Annotated in this window: 29 protein-coding genes; 26 read left to right on the top strand and 3 right to left on the bottom strand. The window is 73.0% G+C overall.

All coding sequences use genetic code 11. The features are described 5' to 3' along the window. Positions 1-68: 68 nt before the first annotated feature. Positions 69-710, top strand: coding sequence for a hypothetical protein (locus tag VSR01_RS16665; RefSeq protein ID WP_326450005.1), 642 nt, complete (start codon positions 69-71; stop codon positions 708-710). 134 nt (positions 711-844) lie between these two features. Here VSR01_RS16665 and VSR01_RS16660 read toward each other — a convergent pair whose 3' ends face one another. Both VSR01_RS16660 and VSR01_RS16655 read right to left on the bottom strand, forming a co-directional pair. Continuing rightward, positions 845-988, bottom strand: a complete 144-nt coding sequence (locus tag VSR01_RS16660) for a hypothetical protein (RefSeq protein ID WP_326450004.1) — start codon at positions 986-988, stop codon at positions 845-847. Beyond that, positions 979-1,155 (bottom strand): hypothetical protein, encoded by a 177-nt coding sequence (locus VSR01_RS16655; protein ID WP_326450003.1) that lies wholly within the window; start codon positions 1,153-1,155, stop codon positions 979-981. The genes VSR01_RS16660 and VSR01_RS16655 overlap by 10 nt, the downstream gene beginning before the upstream one ends. Positions 1,156-1,501: 346 nt before the next feature. On the opposite strand from VSR01_RS16655, the gene VSR01_RS16650 reads away from it, so the two are divergent. From VSR01_RS16650 to VSR01_RS16570, 17 genes are all read left to right on the top strand, one after another. Next, on the top strand, positions 1,502-1,765 hold the full coding sequence (locus VSR01_RS16650) for a helix-turn-helix domain-containing protein (protein WP_326450002.1): 264 nt from the start codon (positions 1,502-1,504) through the stop codon (positions 1,763-1,765). After that, positions 1,762-2,007 carry a DNA-binding protein gene (locus VSR01_RS16645; protein ID WP_326450001.1) on the top strand — a complete coding sequence of 82 codons (246 nt, stop codon included), beginning with the start codon at positions 1,762-1,764 and terminating at the stop codon, positions 2,005-2,007. The genes VSR01_RS16650 and VSR01_RS16645 overlap by 4 nt, the downstream gene beginning before the upstream one ends. A 126-nt stretch (positions 2,008-2,133) precedes the next feature. Then, entirely contained in the window at positions 2,134-2,307 is a 174-nt protein-coding gene (locus VSR01_RS16640; protein WP_326450000.1) for a hypothetical protein, read from the top strand. Further along, on the top strand, positions 2,304-2,657 hold the full coding sequence (locus tag VSR01_RS16635) for a hypothetical protein (RefSeq protein WP_326449999.1): 354 nt from the start codon (positions 2,304-2,306) through the stop codon (positions 2,655-2,657). The genes VSR01_RS16640 and VSR01_RS16635 overlap by 4 nt, the downstream gene beginning before the upstream one ends. Next, entirely contained in the window at positions 2,654-3,397 is a 744-nt protein-coding gene (locus tag VSR01_RS16630; protein WP_326449998.1) for a hypothetical protein, read from the top strand. The genes VSR01_RS16635 and VSR01_RS16630 overlap by 4 nt, the downstream gene beginning before the upstream one ends. Next, positions 3,394-3,747, top strand: coding sequence for a hypothetical protein (locus VSR01_RS16625; RefSeq protein WP_326449997.1), 354 nt, complete (start codon positions 3,394-3,396; stop codon positions 3,745-3,747). The genes VSR01_RS16630 and VSR01_RS16625 overlap by 4 nt, the downstream gene beginning before the upstream one ends. Further along, positions 3,744-5,192, top strand: a complete 1,449-nt coding sequence (locus VSR01_RS16620) for a Rad52/Rad22 family DNA repair protein (protein WP_326449996.1) — start codon at positions 3,744-3,746, stop codon at positions 5,190-5,192. The genes VSR01_RS16625 and VSR01_RS16620 overlap by 4 nt, the downstream gene beginning before the upstream one ends. Before the next feature lie 65 nt (positions 5,193-5,257). Continuing rightward, positions 5,258-5,815, top strand: a complete 558-nt coding sequence (locus VSR01_RS16615) for a hypothetical protein (protein ID WP_326449995.1) — start codon at positions 5,258-5,260, stop codon at positions 5,813-5,815. Then, positions 5,812-6,543: an exonuclease domain-containing protein gene (locus VSR01_RS16610; protein WP_326449994.1), complete on the top strand. Its 732-nt coding sequence runs from the start codon at positions 5,812-5,814 to the stop codon at positions 6,541-6,543. Before VSR01_RS16615 ends, VSR01_RS16610 begins: the two co-directional genes overlap by 4 nt. Then, entirely contained in the window at positions 6,540-6,848 is a 309-nt protein-coding gene (locus VSR01_RS16605) for a hypothetical protein (RefSeq protein ID WP_326449993.1), read from the top strand. The genes VSR01_RS16610 and VSR01_RS16605 overlap by 4 nt, the downstream gene beginning before the upstream one ends. Continuing rightward, positions 6,845-7,267 (top strand): hypothetical protein, encoded by a 423-nt coding sequence (locus VSR01_RS16600; protein WP_326449992.1) that lies wholly within the window; start codon positions 6,845-6,847, stop codon positions 7,265-7,267. The genes VSR01_RS16605 and VSR01_RS16600 overlap by 4 nt, the downstream gene beginning before the upstream one ends. Continuing rightward, positions 7,264-7,833: a hypothetical protein gene (locus VSR01_RS16595; protein ID WP_326449991.1), complete on the top strand. Its 570-nt coding sequence runs from the start codon at positions 7,264-7,266 to the stop codon at positions 7,831-7,833. Before VSR01_RS16600 ends, VSR01_RS16595 begins: the two co-directional genes overlap by 4 nt. 196 nt (positions 7,834-8,029) lie before the next feature. Further along, complete coding sequence (locus tag VSR01_RS16590) at positions 8,030-8,431, top strand: WhiB family transcriptional regulator (RefSeq protein ID WP_326449990.1); 402 nt, start codon at positions 8,030-8,032, stop codon at positions 8,429-8,431. A gap of 81 nt (positions 8,432-8,512) precedes the next feature. After that, a complete protein-coding gene (locus VSR01_RS16585; protein WP_326449989.1) occupies positions 8,513-8,950 on the top strand; it encodes a hypothetical protein in 438 nt (145 codons plus the stop codon). A 126-nt stretch (positions 8,951-9,076) separates the two neighbouring features. Beyond that, the gene (locus tag VSR01_RS16580) at positions 9,077-9,523 is read left to right on the top strand and encodes a hypothetical protein (protein WP_326449988.1); all 447 of its coding nucleotides are present in this window, start codon (positions 9,077-9,079) and stop codon (positions 9,521-9,523) included. Further along, positions 9,520-9,723 carry a helix-turn-helix domain-containing protein gene (locus VSR01_RS16575; RefSeq protein ID WP_326449987.1) on the top strand — a complete coding sequence of 68 codons (204 nt, stop codon included), beginning with the start codon at positions 9,520-9,522 and terminating at the stop codon, positions 9,721-9,723. Before VSR01_RS16580 ends, VSR01_RS16575 begins: the two co-directional genes overlap by 4 nt. A 15-nt stretch (positions 9,724-9,738) precedes the next feature. Further along, positions 9,739-9,951, top strand: a complete 213-nt coding sequence (locus VSR01_RS16570; RefSeq protein WP_326449986.1) for a hypothetical protein — start codon at positions 9,739-9,741, stop codon at positions 9,949-9,951. An 8-nt stretch (positions 9,952-9,959) separates the two neighbouring features. On the opposite strand, the gene VSR01_RS16565 is transcribed toward VSR01_RS16570, so the two are convergent. Beyond that, a complete protein-coding gene (locus VSR01_RS16565) occupies positions 9,960-10,196 on the bottom strand; it encodes a hypothetical protein (RefSeq protein WP_326449985.1) in 237 nt (78 codons plus the stop codon). Between the two features lie 300 nt (positions 10,197-10,496). On the opposite strand from VSR01_RS16565, the gene VSR01_RS16560 reads away from it, so the two are divergent. The 8 genes from VSR01_RS16560 to VSR01_RS16525 all read left to right on the top strand — a co-directional run bounded on the left by VSR01_RS16560 (position 10,497) and on the right by VSR01_RS16525 (position 15,712). Next, positions 10,497-11,867, top strand: a complete 1,371-nt coding sequence (locus VSR01_RS16560; protein WP_326449984.1) for a hypothetical protein — start codon at positions 10,497-10,499, stop codon at positions 11,865-11,867. After that, complete coding sequence (locus VSR01_RS16555) at positions 11,864-12,421, top strand: hypothetical protein (RefSeq protein ID WP_326449983.1); 558 nt, start codon at positions 11,864-11,866, stop codon at positions 12,419-12,421. Before VSR01_RS16560 ends, VSR01_RS16555 begins: the two co-directional genes overlap by 4 nt. Next, on the top strand, positions 12,418-12,855 hold the full coding sequence (locus VSR01_RS16550) for a hypothetical protein (protein ID WP_326449982.1): 438 nt from the start codon (positions 12,418-12,420) through the stop codon (positions 12,853-12,855). Before VSR01_RS16555 ends, VSR01_RS16550 begins: the two co-directional genes overlap by 4 nt. Beyond that, positions 12,846-13,259, top strand: a complete 414-nt coding sequence (locus VSR01_RS16545; protein ID WP_326449981.1) for a hypothetical protein — start codon at positions 12,846-12,848, stop codon at positions 13,257-13,259. The genes VSR01_RS16550 and VSR01_RS16545 overlap by 10 nt, the downstream gene beginning before the upstream one ends. A 70-nt stretch (positions 13,260-13,329) precedes the next feature. Then, positions 13,330-13,686: a hypothetical protein gene (locus tag VSR01_RS16540; protein WP_326449980.1), complete on the top strand. Its 357-nt coding sequence runs from the start codon at positions 13,330-13,332 to the stop codon at positions 13,684-13,686. Positions 13,687-13,878: 192 nt separating this feature from the next. After that, positions 13,879-15,039, top strand: coding sequence for a hypothetical protein (locus tag VSR01_RS16535; protein WP_326449979.1), 1,161 nt, complete (start codon positions 13,879-13,881; stop codon positions 15,037-15,039). Then, a complete protein-coding gene (locus VSR01_RS16530) occupies positions 15,036-15,254 on the top strand; it encodes a hypothetical protein (RefSeq protein ID WP_326449978.1) in 219 nt (72 codons plus the stop codon). The genes VSR01_RS16535 and VSR01_RS16530 overlap by 4 nt, the downstream gene beginning before the upstream one ends. Beyond that, positions 15,251-15,712 (top strand): hypothetical protein, encoded by a 462-nt coding sequence (locus tag VSR01_RS16525; RefSeq protein WP_326449977.1) that lies wholly within the window; start codon positions 15,251-15,253, stop codon positions 15,710-15,712. Before VSR01_RS16530 ends, VSR01_RS16525 begins: the two co-directional genes overlap by 4 nt. Positions 15,713-15,719: the final 7 nt, after the last annotated feature.

The following is a 15,719-nucleotide window of genomic DNA, read 5'->3' as shown; positions in this document are numbered from 1 at the left end:
CCACAGCAGGCCCTTGGGGCGGGGGAGGCGGTGAGTTCGACGTGGGCTGCGGCGTTGAAGGTGATCAGTTGCTCGGAGATGGCGGCGTTGAGCGCGGTGCGCAGGGTGCGGCGGATCGCCTGGCGGGTCGCGTGGCCATTGGTCTTGCGGTAGGGCGGCATCGCGGCCAGCTTCTCCCGCTCGGCCTTCAGGCGCTCGGCCTGGCTGGCCGGCGGGCGGCCGGGCAGGGTCCACCGGCACCGTGCTTCCTGCTCGCGGCGCGCGCGGTTCTCGGCGCGGATCACGTCCGAGTCGTCGGCGATGGCGTCGAACATCGCGACGAGGTGGCCGACGCTGAGGCGGTCCAGGCGGTAGTGACCGATGCGCGGCTTGAGGTGGTACTCGACGTGGGAGCGGTAGCCGTGGTTGGTCGTGGCGCGGGTCTTCTTGCGGCCGAGCCAGCGGTCGAGCCACTGGGCCACGGTCATCTTGCCGTCGAGCGGCACGCCCAGGCCGAGCTTCTTGGCGACGTCGGCCGGCGCGGGGATCGCCTTGCTGCGGTCGCGGGAGATGGCGGCGAGGAAGTCGCCGACGCGCTGCAGGTCGGCCTCGTCTTCTTGCGCCAGGTCGAGGACGGCCTGGACGTTGGCCAGGTCGCTGTTCGCCTTGGTGACGGTGGTGTAGCCGGTACGGCGGAAGGTGCGGCGGTGGCCCTCGGCATCCGGGGGTAGTTCCTGGCGGACTTGGTAGGTCCCGTGGGTGCGTTTAGCGAGGTCGGGGCAGTTCTGGCTGAGGCGTTTGCCGTCGGGGCCGCGGCACTCGCAGCGGCGGGAGACGCTTCCGGCGCGTCGAGCCTGGACCACGGTCAGTCCTTTCCGGGCAGCGCGGCCCGTTGTCGGTCAGGGGGGTTGTGCTCTTCGGCCAGGAGGCTTTGGGCGAAGGCGACGAACAGGCGGACGTTGGTGGGGTTGCGGAGGCCGATGCGGGCGGCGGCCTCGGTTAGCGGCATGCGGTCGCGGGGGGCGTGTCGGGGATGAGGGTTTCGGCAGTGGCGAGTTCGGCCTCGATCAGCAGCTGCCGCAGCGGTATCCCCAAAGCTTTCGCGAGCCCGGGGAAGAACTCGGGGTCGGGGACGGCCTTGCCCGCGAGCATGCGGCTGGTGGAGGCGAAGGACATGCCGGCCGCATCGGCGAGCTTCTTCTTGCCGCCGCCGCGGGGGCGGTCGACGTCGTCAGCCGGCCGCCCGTGCAGCGGTGGTGGTGACCTCGCCGAACTTCCGCGCCCGGCGGGCGCGGGCGTCGGTGTCGTCGCCTTGGGTGCGGTGCTCGCCGGTGCTCATAGGGCCCAAGGTAGCGCTTTGCTTCCGCCCTAGGAAGCACGGGTGGACGCCCCTACTTCTTTCAGACATGGACAACTGAGACACGCCGGCGTGTGAAACTTCCTTTGCGGGAAGTAACAGAGGTCTGTACTCTCCTTCGCAGGAAGGAAGCCCTGTCACCTTCCAAGGAAGGAAGTGCATGTCGTGGACCCCGCAGTGATCCAGTGGGACCGACTTGAAGAAGCTGCGGCCGCGTGCGGCGACCGCAGCCGGTACGCGATGTCGAAGCGCACCGGGTTGTCTCAATCCGTTCTGTTCCGGCTGCGCCATGGCAAGGGATCCCCATCTGCGGGGACCTTGCTGAAGCTGGCGCGGGCGTACGGGCTGGAGGTCAACGACCTGTTGCCGACCGTGAGGCCCACGGCGGTCCCGGTCGTCGCGCCGGACCCGGCCCGGGAACCGGCGTGACGACCGGGACCGCCGTAAAGCGCCGGACGCTGACGCCCGAGGAAATTCGGGCCCTGCCAGCGGTCCTCCCGGCGGAGCGGACCATCTGCGCGGTGTGGGGGATCAGCCCCGCGACGTACTACCGCCTGTTGGCCGAGAAGGACTTGCCGGTGCCGACCTTCACGGTCGGCCGCAGCCGGAAGGTCAACCGCGCCGACGTCCTGCGAGCACTCCAGCTCGCCGACGCTCCGGGCGCCATCTGACCCAAACCGCGGGGCCGCCCCAGCTAGCCGGCCGGGCGACCCCTTGGAGCACCTACCGAGACACGCAGAAAGCGAGGCAGGCACGTGACTCCACAGCCTACCCAGCCCCGGCGAGACGGGGACCTGTTGGACCCCAAGGGAACCGTCTGGCACCGGTCGGACACCGACCGTGCGGGCGAGCCCGTGTACTACATCGACGGCGCCCCGGCGTCGTGCCCGTCGTGGGTCATGTCGACCCGCGCGGAGCTGGAAGCCACCTTCGGCGCGCCGATGCGGCCGGTCGGCGGTGAGGACCAGTGAGCCGCCCCGAGATCATCCCCGGCGTCCTGGGACGGCGCGCGGCGCTCAAGGCCGAACGCATCCGCCGCGACACCTTGACGCAGCTTGCGGCCGCGCTGCGGGACGACCCCGACTCCCACGTGCGCAACGCGCTCGACGCACTGATCCACGAGGTGCGCGACCCGGACGACTGCGAAGGCCGGGTGGTTGACGAGCTGGTCGCGGACATCGAGAGCACCGCGCACATGAACGCGCCCGTGGTGGCGCTGTCGGCGGAAGACGTACAGCGACTCGCCCGTGAGGCGGCGGTCGAGGCCAACAACGGGGTCGTCGTGGCGCTCCCGTCGCAGCGAGAGGCGGGCGCGGCATGACGCTCAACGTGCAGGTCCGGCGCGGGTCGTACGACCTCGCGCACCCGGGCGAGCAGCAGTGCCAGGTGATCGCGGAGATTCCGGACGTGGCGCGGGTGTCGTACCTGCTGGACGTCGGCCGGTACGAGGAGCTACGCGACGCCGAGTGGAACGACGTGCTGGACGCGGCGGTCAAGGCGTCCGGCGGGTGGGTGTCGGACACCGCCTCGGCCGAGGCCCGCGCCGCCGTGGCGGCGTGGCTGGAGGTGGACGAGAACCGCGACGCCCTGAACGGGGCGTGGTTCACCCATCGGGCGCGGCGTGACCCGGTGTCGCGGGTGCTGATGGCCGACCGGGACCGGGCGCGGGCGCGGGTCGAGGAGCTGGCCGGCGAGGTCGGCCGTCGGGACGAGTCGATCACGGCGTGGTCGAAGCGGTGCCGGGAGGCCGAGGAGAAGAACCGGGAGCTGCGCATCCGGCTGGCCGAGGCGGAGGCGCGGTTGTCGGCCGGGCCGGGGTCGTCGTGGTGGCTGGCGGAGTACGAGGGCGCCGAGCCCGAGCTGTTCGCCACCAAGGAAGCGGCGCGCGAGCTGTGCGACGACTTCGCCCGCAGCGAGGCGCACACCGAAGGGTGGGACTGGATCGACACCGACGCCGACCACGCGCGGCAGGTGTGGACGCGGTCGTTGGACGACGCGGTAACCGGGACGGCCCCGGGCGCGATCACCCGCCTGATCGCACGCGGCGGTGAGGGCCGATGACCACCACGGGTTACCCGCACCTGCGGTACGTGGACGCGGTCCACGCCACGCTCGCGGCGGCCGGGCAGCCCCCGGCCCGGGTCGAGGCGACGTCGACGGACGGCCGCGAGCTGCTGGCCCGGTTCGAGTGGCCGGACGTGACGGTCCAGTGGTCGCACCTGGACGGGTGGAAGCACGACGCGCCGCACTCCGGCGGCGCCCTGGACCTGGACCGAGCGGCGTCTCCGGCGGCCGTGGCCACGTGCGTTGCCCTGTTGCTCGACGGGTTCGACCCGCTGTCCAGCGAGGTCCGGTGGTCCGAGGCCGGCGAGTTCGACGCCGCGCTGTCGAGTTGGGAGGCGCGGGCATGACCGCCCCGAAGACCGCCCGCAAGGCGGCGGCGAAGACACCGGCGAAGCGGGCCGCGAAGACGGCACAGGCGGCCCCGGCCGCCCCCGCCGACCCGACACCCGACGCGGCGGCCGTGATGACGCAGACGGCCCATCCTGGGCTTTCCCGGCGACTGACCGACCGGCAGCTGCACGAGCTGTTCGGCGCGCTGGCATGGGACCGGGTGAGCAAGACCCCCGAGGGGTTCTCTCACCTCCAGCAGTGGGACGTGCGCCGGACCCTGCTGCGGGTGTTCGGGTTCGGCGGGTTCGACACCGAGATCTTGGCGGTGGACGTCGTCCGCGAGGGCACCGTTCCGGCCGGGCCGCACGGCCCGCGTTCGTTCTCGGTGATCTACCGGGTGCACCAGCGCCTCACGGTCAAGGACATCCATGGGGCGCCGCTGTCGTCGCACGACGGCGTAGCGACCGGGGCGGCGCTCAACGTCGCGTCGTTGGCCGAAGCGCACGACAACGCGGTGAAGGAAGCCGACTCCCAGTCGCTCAAGCGGGCGGCGGTGAACTTGGGCGACCAGTTCGGGCTGTCGTTGTACGACCAGGGGTCGATCCGACCGGTGGTGCGGTACGCCGCGCCGTACGAGATCCGGTACGAGGGCGGCGACGAGGCGGCGGTGCCCGCGCCGGCCAGCGCGCCGCAGACCTCGGCCCCGGCCCCCGCCGCAGGGGGTGAACCGCCGTCGGAAGCCGAGGCCCCGCAGCGGGACTTCCTGGCGGAGATCCGGGACGCGCCGGACGCGGCGACGGCATGGGGCATCCGGCGTGAGGCGAGCAAGGCCGGGGCGGCGCGGCCGTACCTGGACGAGCTGGCGGCCGTCGCGCGGACCAAGCCCAAGGTGGCCCCGCCCGCCGACCCGGCCGTGGGTGCTCCGGCGGACACGGACACCGTGGCCGGACACCCGGCGGACACGGGCGCTGACGCGTCCGCCCTGCCGGACGCCCCGGCGGACACGGCGGACGCCGGGGCGGACACGGCGGACGCCGGGCCGCAGGACACCAGGTCACCGTGGGGGGACACGTCCGCGCCGGACGTGTCCGCACCCCCAGTGTCCGCCCCGGACGTGTCCGGCGACGTGTCCGGGCCGGTGGCGGGTGGAGAGGACGTCGACGGCGAGCCCGCCCCCGGGTGGGACGCCGCGCCCGGTGCGTCGTGGGCGGCTGAGCCCGGTACCGACCCGTGGGCGTCACCGCCCCCCGGCGGTCCGGCTCCGGACGGGGATGCGGGCGGCGAGGCGTACGCGGACAGCGACCACGCGGCGGCCGTGAAGGAGCTGACGGCCGCCGCCGCGGACCGAGGCATCGCGGACATCGACGCCGAGGCCTTCGCGCGGTGGGGGTTGCCGCTGGACGACGCGTCGGCCGACTCGATCCGCCGCCTGACCGAAGAGCTGCGCGGCACCGCCGCCTGACCACTGCACCGACTTGGGGCCGCCCCCGTGCGCGGCGGGCGGCCCCGGCACCGAGGAGAAGCGCGATGAACCTGCAAGAACTCGCACTCGAAGAGGCCGCGTTGAAGGCCATCGAGGAGATGGTCAAGGCCCGGCTGAAGCTGGTCACCGAGCGTCGGGCCGAGGTGAACAAGCAGCTGCGGGCCGAGCTGCAGAAGACCGGCGTCGGCCGGGTCGACGCGATGATGGGCGGCCGGAAGGTCGCGGTGATCTCGCGCTCGGAGCCGTCCAAGCCTGCGGCCGTCGTGACGGATGAGGCCCGGTTCTCGAAGTGGGCGGCCAAGCACGTGCCGCACAACACCGTCACGACGGTGACGGTGCGCCCGGCGTACACCAAGGCCTTGCTCGGCCAGCTCACGGAGGCCGGGTCGACGCGGGCGATCGTGGGTGATCGCACCCGGCCGATCACGGTTGCCGGGGTGGAGCTGCGGTCGGCGCGGGGCGGGTCGCACTCGGTGCGGAGCCTGGACGCCGCCGCTGTGGCCGAAGGGTGGCACGCCGGGGAGCTGGCGCACCTGGAGGGGCTGCGCTCGCTGGCCGGCATCGCGGATCTGCTGGAGGTCCCGGTGGGGGGTATCGCGTGAGGGGCGCGTGGCACGAGCACCTGGCCGGGTTCGACCTGGAGACGACCGGCGTTGACGTGGAGTCGGCGCGGATCGTGACGGCCGCGCTGGTCGACCGTGGCCCGATCCCGGCGCGGCCGGTGACGTGGGTGGCCGACCCGGGGGTGGAGATCCCGGCCGGGGCCGCGAAGCTCCACGGGTACACCACGGAACGGGCGCGGGCCGAGGGCATCTCGCCCGAGGAAGTCGTCGGGGAACTGGTGGCGCTGCTGGCCACGTACGCCGATGAGGGCGTGCCGGTGGTGGCGATGAACGCGACTTATGACTTCACCGTGTTGGACCGCGAGGCACGCCGCCACGGGATCACGCCGTTGGTCGACCTGGTCGGCGACCGGCTGTGGGTAGTCGACCCGTGGGTGTTGGACCGCAAGTTGGACCGGTACCGGCGCGGTGGCCGCACGCTGGAAGACCTGTGCCGCCACTACCGCGTGCCGTTGGGCAAGGCGCACGACGCGGCGGCCGACGCGGTCGCGGCCGTCGACGTCGTCCGCGCGATCGTCAAGCGCGAGCCCGTGATCGGCACCGCGACGCCGGAGTTCCTGCACGACCGGCAAGCCGATTGGGCGCGCGTCCTGGCCGACGACCGGGCCGCGTACTTCGCCCGGACTCCGGGCAAGGAGCACCGCGCGGCCGGCGTGCTGCGGGACTGGCCGCTCGTGCCGTTCCGGGCCGAGGGGGTGCCCGCGTGATCCGGCGATGGTTGCGGCTGCGGGCCGACAACGACCGGCTGGAACGGCTGGCGTTCTCGCGGGCGCGGCAGATCGACCTGTTGCGGGGAACCGTGGCGGAGGCGACCGGGCGCAACGCCCGTACCGCCCAGCGACAGGCCGTGCTCATGAGCGCGCTCGCCGAGCACATCGCCCGCCAGGCGCCGACGTCGACGCTGCACGAGGTGATCGTCAAGGCCGGGTTCGGGCCGGATCTCGCGTACGCCATGCGGCGCCTGCCCGACGCCGAGACAGCGGCAGGCGCGGGCGGGGGTAAGCGGTCGTGACCTATCCGGCCATGAACGCCGAGCACCTTCGGCCTGCTCAGATCGAGTGCCCCGACTGTTCGTGCTGTACGGCCCGGTTGTGCGAGAAGGGCCGTGCCCACCCGTTCGAGTGCGAGGGATTCGCCAACGCCGAGGCCAAAGTGCTGGTGCGGGGGTGCCCGTGTTCGGCCGACACCACGCCGGGGACCGCCTCGCACGCGGCGGCCCTGCTGCGGGCCGAGCGCCACGCCGTGGAACGTCCCCTCGCGGGCACTGCGGAGTTCCTGTTGCGCAGCGTCGCGGCCGGGGCGGCGGAGGATTTCAGCCGCAACGCGCTGCAACTGCTTCAGACGTGGCGGTACGTCACGACGGACGGCGCGAGTCTGCTGGTGACCGAGGCGGGCCGGAAGTACCTCGCGGCGCGGGACGTGGTGACGTGACCGGCGCTCTCGCCCTGTTCGATGTGGAGCCCGCCGCCCCGGCCACCCGGCCGGGCGCGGCGGCGCCCCGCGTCGTTCCCGCCGACCCGGCTCCGGCCGGGCCGGCGGCCCCCGCGGGGCGTGGCGGAAACGGGCCGTTGTACGTCATCGAGTTGCCGCCGGGGATGCGGCTGCTCAACGCGAACGAGCGACTTCACCATCGGCCCAAGGGTGTGATCACCGCTGATCTGCGCGAGGCTGCCGCCGCGGCGGTGGTCGAGTCGCGCGAGCTGGCGGCGGCGTTGGACGCGGCCCGGCCGGGGCCGGTGTTCCACCGTGCTCACGTCCTTGGGGTGTTGCGGCCGGCGACCAAGGGCCGACGTGACCCGGCGAACTGGTACCCGACGTTCAAAGCGATGCTCGATGGCGTCGTGGACGCTGGCGTGTTGGAGGACGACGACCACACCCGGGTCGACGGCCCGGACATGCGGTTGGGGCGGAAGGTCAAGCACGGCCAGGCTGTGCTGATCCTGCGTGGCCTGGAGCCCGGGGAGCGCTGGCCCGACTGGGGCGTGAGCGAGCTGTGACGAACTGTCCAACGCTGCTACTGGACTGGCGCAGCCCCGCGCACTGGTCCTGGACGCCGAAGCCGTGCAGACACTGCCACAACCCTGTTCACCTGCGGGATGACGACGGGCGGCCGTCGTGCAAGGTGTGCGCCGAACTCAAGCTCGCCACCCGTCTGCGGTCCGTGACCTCGACCTATGACGCGGGGAGGTTGGGATGAGCGCGACCACGCATTGGCGGTTGCAAGCCGCGTGCGCCGACGAGGACCCCGAGCTGTTTTTCCCCGAGCACTCGGGGGGCCAGCAGGCCCGCGACGCCAAGGCGGTCTGTGCGACGTGCCCAGTCGAGGCCGAGTGCCGGGCGTGGGCCATGCAGGTCGGCGTCGAGTACGGCGTGTGGGGCGGGACGAGCGCGGCCGACCGGCGCCACCAGGGCGTCAAGCCGGTGCGGATGGAACGCCAGGTCAAGCCATGCGGGACACAGGCCGCGTACGACCGGCATATCAAGCGCGGTGAGCCGGTGGACGACGAGTGCCGCGAGGCGAACCGGTTGCGGCAGGCCGCGCGGCGCGCCGCCAAGAAGGCCGCTGCCGCCGCCGCGGAAAGCGGGGCGGCATGACCCGGCCCGGCGCCCCCCACCGACCCCCAGGGCGGCCGTCTTCGCCCGCTCTGGCCGATGCCTACCGGAAGGACATCACGGATGCCGAAGTTGCCCGCTGACTCCGAGATCGAGGTCCGTCTCGACAGCGCCGCCTCGCTGTTCGAGCACGTGCTGACGCTGGCCCAGCGCCGGGACTTGTTCGAGTACCCGGGGCGGACGGTCGTGGCGATCATGGAGCTGACCAGCGTCAGTTACACCGGCCACGCCGAGAGCGAGGACAAGCCGCCTCGGGTGAAGTTGCGGGTCACCGCGGCCGAGCCGGCACAGACCAAGCAGGAAGAGGACGCGCTGTTGCGCGCCAAGGCCGCGATGTGGCGGGCGCGCCGGATGGACGGAACGCTCGACGAAGTCGGCGGCGGCCCGAGGCAGGCCGCGCTGCTGCTCGATGAGGACTTCGCGGCGTATCCGACCGATGCGGAGTTCCGGCGGGCCGAGAGCGCCAAGCGGACGCGGGACATGCACAACGCCGCCCGGTGACCCCCTGACCGGCCCGGCCCCGGCGCACTGCCAGTCGCCCCGGGCCGGGCCACGGGGCCGCGCGCTGCCGCCCCTCCCTGACGCCGGCGCGCGGCCCCTCCCAAGCCCTTTTTCGCTGATCACCTCATGCACGGAGTGACCTTCATGTACGACGACTCGCCCTTGACGTTGCTGGTCGAGGACGCCCTGTATGCGGCCAAGCACGACCGGTGCGGGACCGCGGTGGACATCTTGCGGGACGCGTTCCCGTACCTGACCGAGCCGGACTCCTACCGGGTGTGCAAGGCGATGGCCGAGGCCGGGACGGTGGCGACGGTCCGCGCGCACGGCGGCGTGAAGCCGGACCCGGCGGCCGGCGAGTTGTGGGCGCCGGGCGGCCACACCGACGACCCGCTGTTGCTGTGGTCGATCTGGTTCCTCGTCGCGCACGCCAACGCCGACAGCACGATGACCCGGACGTTGTTCGCGGTGATGTGGGAGCGCGGCCGGAGCGAGGTCCTGGCCGCCGCCTGCACGCTGCTCGGTGCGGTCGCCAGCATCAGCCTCATCGCTGACGAGGTGGTGGCCCAGTGACCCGCCACTACACGCCCCGGCTGGAGGGCGCGGAGCGCGAGGCGCACGCGGCGGCGCTGCGGAAGAAGTACGACGCGGGCGCGAGCATCCGCGACCTGGTCGAGGAAGACGGGCGGGCATACGGCACCGTGCACCAGCTGCTTGCCGAGGCGGGCACGGTGTTCCGGTCCAAGACGTCGTGGCACGAGGGCCGGTCATGAGCCGGTGGCCGCGCCGTGGGCCGGTGCCTGGTGTGCCGCCGGGACCGGCACCTGTTCGCGCACCGCTCGCGCCGGGACGCGTTGGTGCGGGCGCTGTGCGTGGACTGCTACTCGACGGCGTCGCTCATCGAGGAGATCGGGCGCGTCATGGACTTCACCCCGCGGCGCGACGAACCGGCGGCCGGGCATGTCGGCGTGGCCGTGCTCCCCGAGGACGGCGCGGCGTGAGGCGGAGATCAGGCGTCCCGCTGGCCGCCGGCTGTCGGCGAGGTCTGGCTGAAGGCGAGAACCGCGCGGTCGTAGAACTCGGGCGTCACCAGGTAGGCGCGCCGTCGCTTGCGCACCGTGAAGGCACTCACCAACTGCCTTTCCCGCGCCTGCTCGATGAGGGTCGTGAGCAGACGGCGAGCGATGGTCAGCGGCACTTCCTGGACGCCGTCCTCGGCGATGTGGGGCTCAGGCTCAGCAGGCATGGTCAGAGTGTAAGACATGACCAGTTTTTCCATACTGACCATTCTTGCCAATCTTTAAAGATTCCGGCAGGGTGCAGATCACGGACGCCCGGCGTCGCTGATCCAGCGAACTTGCCGTGCCTGCGCGCCTTCCGATGAGGCGCAGCCCCTTGTCCGACCGACCGACGCGAGAGAAGAGAGCGCCGTGACCACCGACGCAGTGACGTGGGACCCACACCAGGGACCCCAGCTGCTCACGGCCATGGGGACGGGCCGCGACGTGCGCGCCGCGCCGTCGCGGGGCATCTGCGGGGGTGCCTGGTGAGCCGGGCCGCCCGCATCAAACGCGGGCCGATCGCGGCCGACGTGCTCGGCCGGAACTTCACCCAGGTGTTCAACGCCGCGGTGCGGGACCGGCGCCTGAGCCGCCGTGCGCGCGGGTTGCTCGTGGAACTGCTGTCGCACCGCGACGGCTACGGCGTGTCGATCGAGCGACTGATCGAAGGCGGCCCGGAGGGGCGGGACGCGATCCGGGCGGCCCTCGCCGAACTGGAGAGGTACGGCTACCTGCACCGCAGGCGTGAGCGCGACCTGGAGACGGGGCGTCTCGGCGAAGCCGTGTACCTCGTCTCGGACATGCCGGAAGGCCTGGACCTGCAAGAGGCTGCGCCCTGGCCGGCCGAAGAGTCCGACGAGCCCGACACGCCGGAAAACAGCACGTCGGGCCCAACGTCGGATTTCCCTACGTTGGCCGAACCTACGTGGGCAGATCCCCCACCTAAGAAGACCAACTCTAAGAAGATCAAGAAGACAGAAGACCAGGCAGCGCCTCCGGCGCGTAGCGCCGATGACGTCCGTAGGACCACTACAGGTAGTAGCGCGCGAGACGAATTCAACGGCTCCGCCGCGACGGAAACACCTGATCCCGTTGCTGCTGAGAGTGAGCAGGGGCACGACGGCGGCCCGGTCGCCGACGCTCCGAGGGGGAAGGTGCCAGGGCCGCGCGGCGGCCGGAAGCCGAACCCGTTCCCGGCGGACGTCCGGCACCGGATTTACGCCACGGAGGCGCTTCTCCCCGCCCCGCTGCGGGCCGCGCTGGCGGTGATCCTCCCGCACGGCCACCTGCCCAACGTGAACCGCCAGGTGACCGCCCAGGCGTTGCAGACCCGGACCCCGGAGCAGCTTGCCGAACGGGCCGCGCGCCGCTGGATCTCGTACGGCTACGAGCGCGACCACTTCGACGGCGTCCTGCGGTCGCCGATCGGCGTGGTGGAGGAACTGCTGCGGCCGACGCCGTACTGCCCCGCCCCGGAGTGCGAGGACGGCATGCACGTGCTCACCGGCCAGCCGTGCACCCCGTGCTCGGAGCGCGTCGCCCGCCGCAAGCGAGACCGAAAGGCCGGGCGCGTGGTGCCGACGCACCGGCCGCCGCGCCTATACCGCGACCGCGAGCAGTGCGACGTGTGCGACCGGCCGTTCCCCGGCAACGTCCCCGACGACCGGCTGTGCGGCCTGTGCCGCGCCGAACTCGACCGGGGCGCGGCCTTCCTCCTCGGAATCCCCGCGGTCGACGAGCCGGACAACCAGGACGACGCCGACCCGTACATGCCCACGGCCCCCAACGACGAGTACCGCCAGTGGCGCGCCGACCACGCCGCCGCCAAGACCGCCCAGTTCGAGGACCTGCGATGACCCGACAGAAGACCTACCGCGTACCCGCGGGCCGCGTCGTCGGCCTGACGGATCTCCGTGCCCGCATGGCGACCGCGAACGACCTGGCCTATCACCTGGAACTCACCTCCGACACCGACGACTTTGCCGAGGTCATGGAGGCGTTGCACGAGGCGTATTGGATCGCCGCCGCCCTGGCGTCCCGCGCCTCACGCACCGGGTGCCGCGAGCACCCCCATGGCCCCGTCGACCCCGAGGCGCCCGAGGGGTGGGGCGTGTGTCTGCTGTGCAACTCCCGCCGCCGCATCGGCCAGGTCAAGGCCCGCGAGATCCACGGCCAACCCCTCACCGGCGCCACCGCCGAGATCAACCGACCGCGCCGCAGCGTCGAGACCGCCCGCGAACCCTCGCCGCCCGAGGCCGCCGAGTGGCGCGAGCCCGCCGCCCAGCACCCCCCGGTGCTGGACAGCCCGATCCTCGTGCACCGCCGCGCCGACCAGGACCGCACACACGCCGCCGCACTCGCCCGAGCCCGCGCCGACAAGGCCGCCCGCAAGGACGGGGACCCGACGTGAACCGCGACCTCCTGCCCGAGCTCGGCGCCGCGCTGCGGAAGCTGGGCGCCTTCACCACACAGCGCGACGTCACCGACGCGACGCTCGCGCACATCGCCACTGAGCTGGACCGCGCCCGCGCGCTGGTCGCCGCTGCACGAGGCAACGCCGCCGCCAACCGGTGCACCCGCCACCCCGGCGGGCCGGTCGACCCGGCCGGAGGCGGCACGTGCCTGCTGTGCCGCACCCGCCGCCCGGCCCCGGCCCGCTCCCTCGAACCTCCCACGGCCGCCGTCGTGCTCGCCGCGATCGACGCCCGTGGGGAACAGGCCGCCACCCAGCAGTACGGCGGCCACGCCGTCACCCGTGCCCTGGCCCTCGGCCACCGCACGCGACCGGCCAAGCCCCACCCCAACCCGAGCACCACCCCAACCGAGGAGACCCGATGCAACTGACCCGCACCGCCGAAGAGATCACCGCCCGCGCCAGCGCCACCAACCCGGCCGACCCGTTCGGCTGGACCCTGGAGGTCCTGCTGCCGTACCTGGAATTCGACGCCGTCCGCCCGTTCCTCAAGGCGGAGACGACCGAACAGGACTGGGCAGACGCCCGGTCCGACGCCGCCGCCCTGGAGTCCGCGGCCCGCGCCTACTACCTGTTCGCCCTGGACAAGATCGCCGACCAGCGCGGCATCTCCGCCGACCGGTCCGTGATCAAGCTCCGCGAATACGCCTGGCTCGCCGGCCGCGACGACGTCGTGGCCGCGATGGACGCCGCCGAGTACCCCGAGTACGGCGCGCCCAAGGTCCGGGTGTTCGGCGAGGCCTTCGGCTTCACCGACGCCTCGGCCCGCTCGTGACGACGCACGGCCGCCCTGTCCGAATCAGGGCGGCCGTGCACCCCCACCCTCTACCGCAAGGAACACCGAGATGAGCAACCGCACGTTCACCCGCGCCGAACTCGCCGCGTACGGCGTGCCGCCGGACCGCCCCGGCGACGTCGACGGCGACACCGTCCTGCTGGACGAGGCGCTGTGCACGCTGAAGTACAGCCAGTCGCGCCGGTGCGTGTTCCGCGCCGACGACGGCCGTATGTACGGCGTTCAGTACGAGGCCCCGGTCGACGCCGGGGACTACGAGACCGGCCCCGGCCCGGACGATCACGGCTGGCACGGCGACGCCATCGCCACCGTCGAGGTCGAGCAGCGGCCCGAGACCGTCATGCGATGGGTGCCCGTCGACGCCCCGCCCACCAGCCGCGACGCACGACCGGCCCGCCACGGATAGACCCCGCGCACGCCCCTGAGCGCCCCTCTCCGCGCCCTGCCCGCCGCCTGGGCCCGGACGGTCCACCGATCCGCTACCGGGCTCCCTGACGGCCACAGGCGGTCACAACCAGGCACCACCCGAACGCACACCGTCACAGCCGTCCCGGCCCCACCCCGGGCCGGGCGGCCCCTCGAGGAAGAGCAACCACGAATGACTATCCCCACCACCGACCGCACCCCGGCCGACGAACAGCACCTCGCCGACGTCGCCCGCGCCCTGGCCCACGTCGGCCTGTCGTGGAGCCCCGCCGGCCGCCGACCCTCCGCCTTGTACTGGGCCATGGCCGAAGAACTCGCCGCCCGCGGCCTGCTCTCCCCGGCGAACCCGGCCGCCGACCCGGACCGGCCGCACGTCCTCGACGCGGTCGGCCGCCGCGTCTACTCCGGCGACGTCGTCGGAGCGACCACCTCCGGCCGCTACCAAGGCACCATCAGCGGCCCCGTGATCCAGCTCGGCCGAGGCAAGGTCAAGATCCGCGTCGAGCGCGGCGGCGGCGGCTTCCGCCCCGAGCCCGGTGACGACAAGTGGATCAGCACCAGCCGGATCTTCCTGGTGTCCGCCGCCAAGCCCCCGGTGCCCGCGACCGCCCTCACCGCCCACTGCGGCCACGGCTTGGCGTACGCGTTCCTCGCCCGGTCGGTGAACCGCCGCACCGTCAAGCACCTCGCCAACCCGGACACCCCCGCCCGCAAAAATGCCCCAACCCGGCACGCTCCGGCCACGCGAACGGGGCCGCCCGGTGAAGCTCCCCGCGGACTGGGACGCCGAGCCGGCGTCCGGCTGGTGGTCCCTCCACCACCTCGTCCATCCCGCGTGCGGCCTGCGCACCTCCCTGGCCTACGACCTGCACGGCTCGGGCCCGTTCGGCGAAGCCGACGCCCGCCGCCTGGTCTACGGCCACACCTGCGAGCCCACCGAGGGGGAGCGGTGAGCAGCACCTACACCCTGTTGTGCCTGTCCCACGACCCGGCCGTCCTCGTGTCCGACTGGGGCCGCTCCGCAGACAACGTCATCGGCCAACTCTCCGAAGGCGTCGAGGGCCACGAAGGCTGTGACCTGGTGCTCGGCCGGGTGTCCGGCGCGCTGGTCGAGGTCGGATGCCCTCCGACCCGCCTCCAGCACCCGGACAACAAGACGTGCCACGGCCACGCCGACACCGTGTGGACCCACGTCGACGTGCTGCGGCTGCTCGCCGCCGCGTACGGCACGTACGACGACGTCGTGAGCAAGGCCGCCACCGCGCCCACATTCCGGCACTGGCCCTCGCCCCGCCTTCACCGGCTCCGCGTCGACCTGGGCCTGCCCCGGTGACCCCGGCCGGCGCCTACACCGCCACCCCGTGCCCGTCGTGCCGCACCCCCAAGCCGGTCCGGCACTACCTGTGCCCCGCCTGCTGGCGCCAGTTGCCCGCCGCCGCCCGCGACGCACTCGACCGACGCGACGGCCAAGCCTTCGCCCGGCTCCGCGAGCTGCGCGCCAGCCTCGCCGCAGGCGTGCCGCTGGCCGACATCTCGATCACCCCATGACCAGCCTCAACCGAACGGAACGCACCATGAACCACCCCCGCCTCCTGGCCCCGGCCGCTCTCGCCCTGGCCGCCGTCCTCGCCCTGGCTGGCTGCTCGGCCAGCACCAAGCACACCCACAGCCACAGCCACGGCACGCCGGTGTGCGCGCACGTCAGCCACTACCGGACCGGCGGCGCCTACGTCCCGGCCGGGTACCGCCCGTGCATCCTCACCACCCCCGCCCCGACTCGCCGACCCGTGCCGCGCCGCACCACGCCGACCCCGGCCGCCGGCCACGCGGCGCCCACCTCGCGCCCGAACTGGACCAAGACCCCGGCCCCGGCGGCGACCGCGCCCAAGGCCCCAACCAAGACCCCGGCCAAGACCGCGCACTCGCTGGTCAAGGTCGCGCCCGCCCCGAAGGCAGCCGCGCCGCCGAAGACGTCGACCAAGTCCAGCAGCAGCAAGCGCCACTGACCAGCCC

It is taken from the genome of Actinacidiphila sp. DG2A-62, assembly GCF_035825295.1.
Lineage (GTDB): Bacteria > Actinomycetota > Actinomycetes > Streptomycetales > Streptomycetaceae > Actinacidiphila.
The sequence above is the reverse complement of the archived record's forward strand: the minus strand, read 5'-3'. Positions and strand labels throughout refer to the sequence as shown.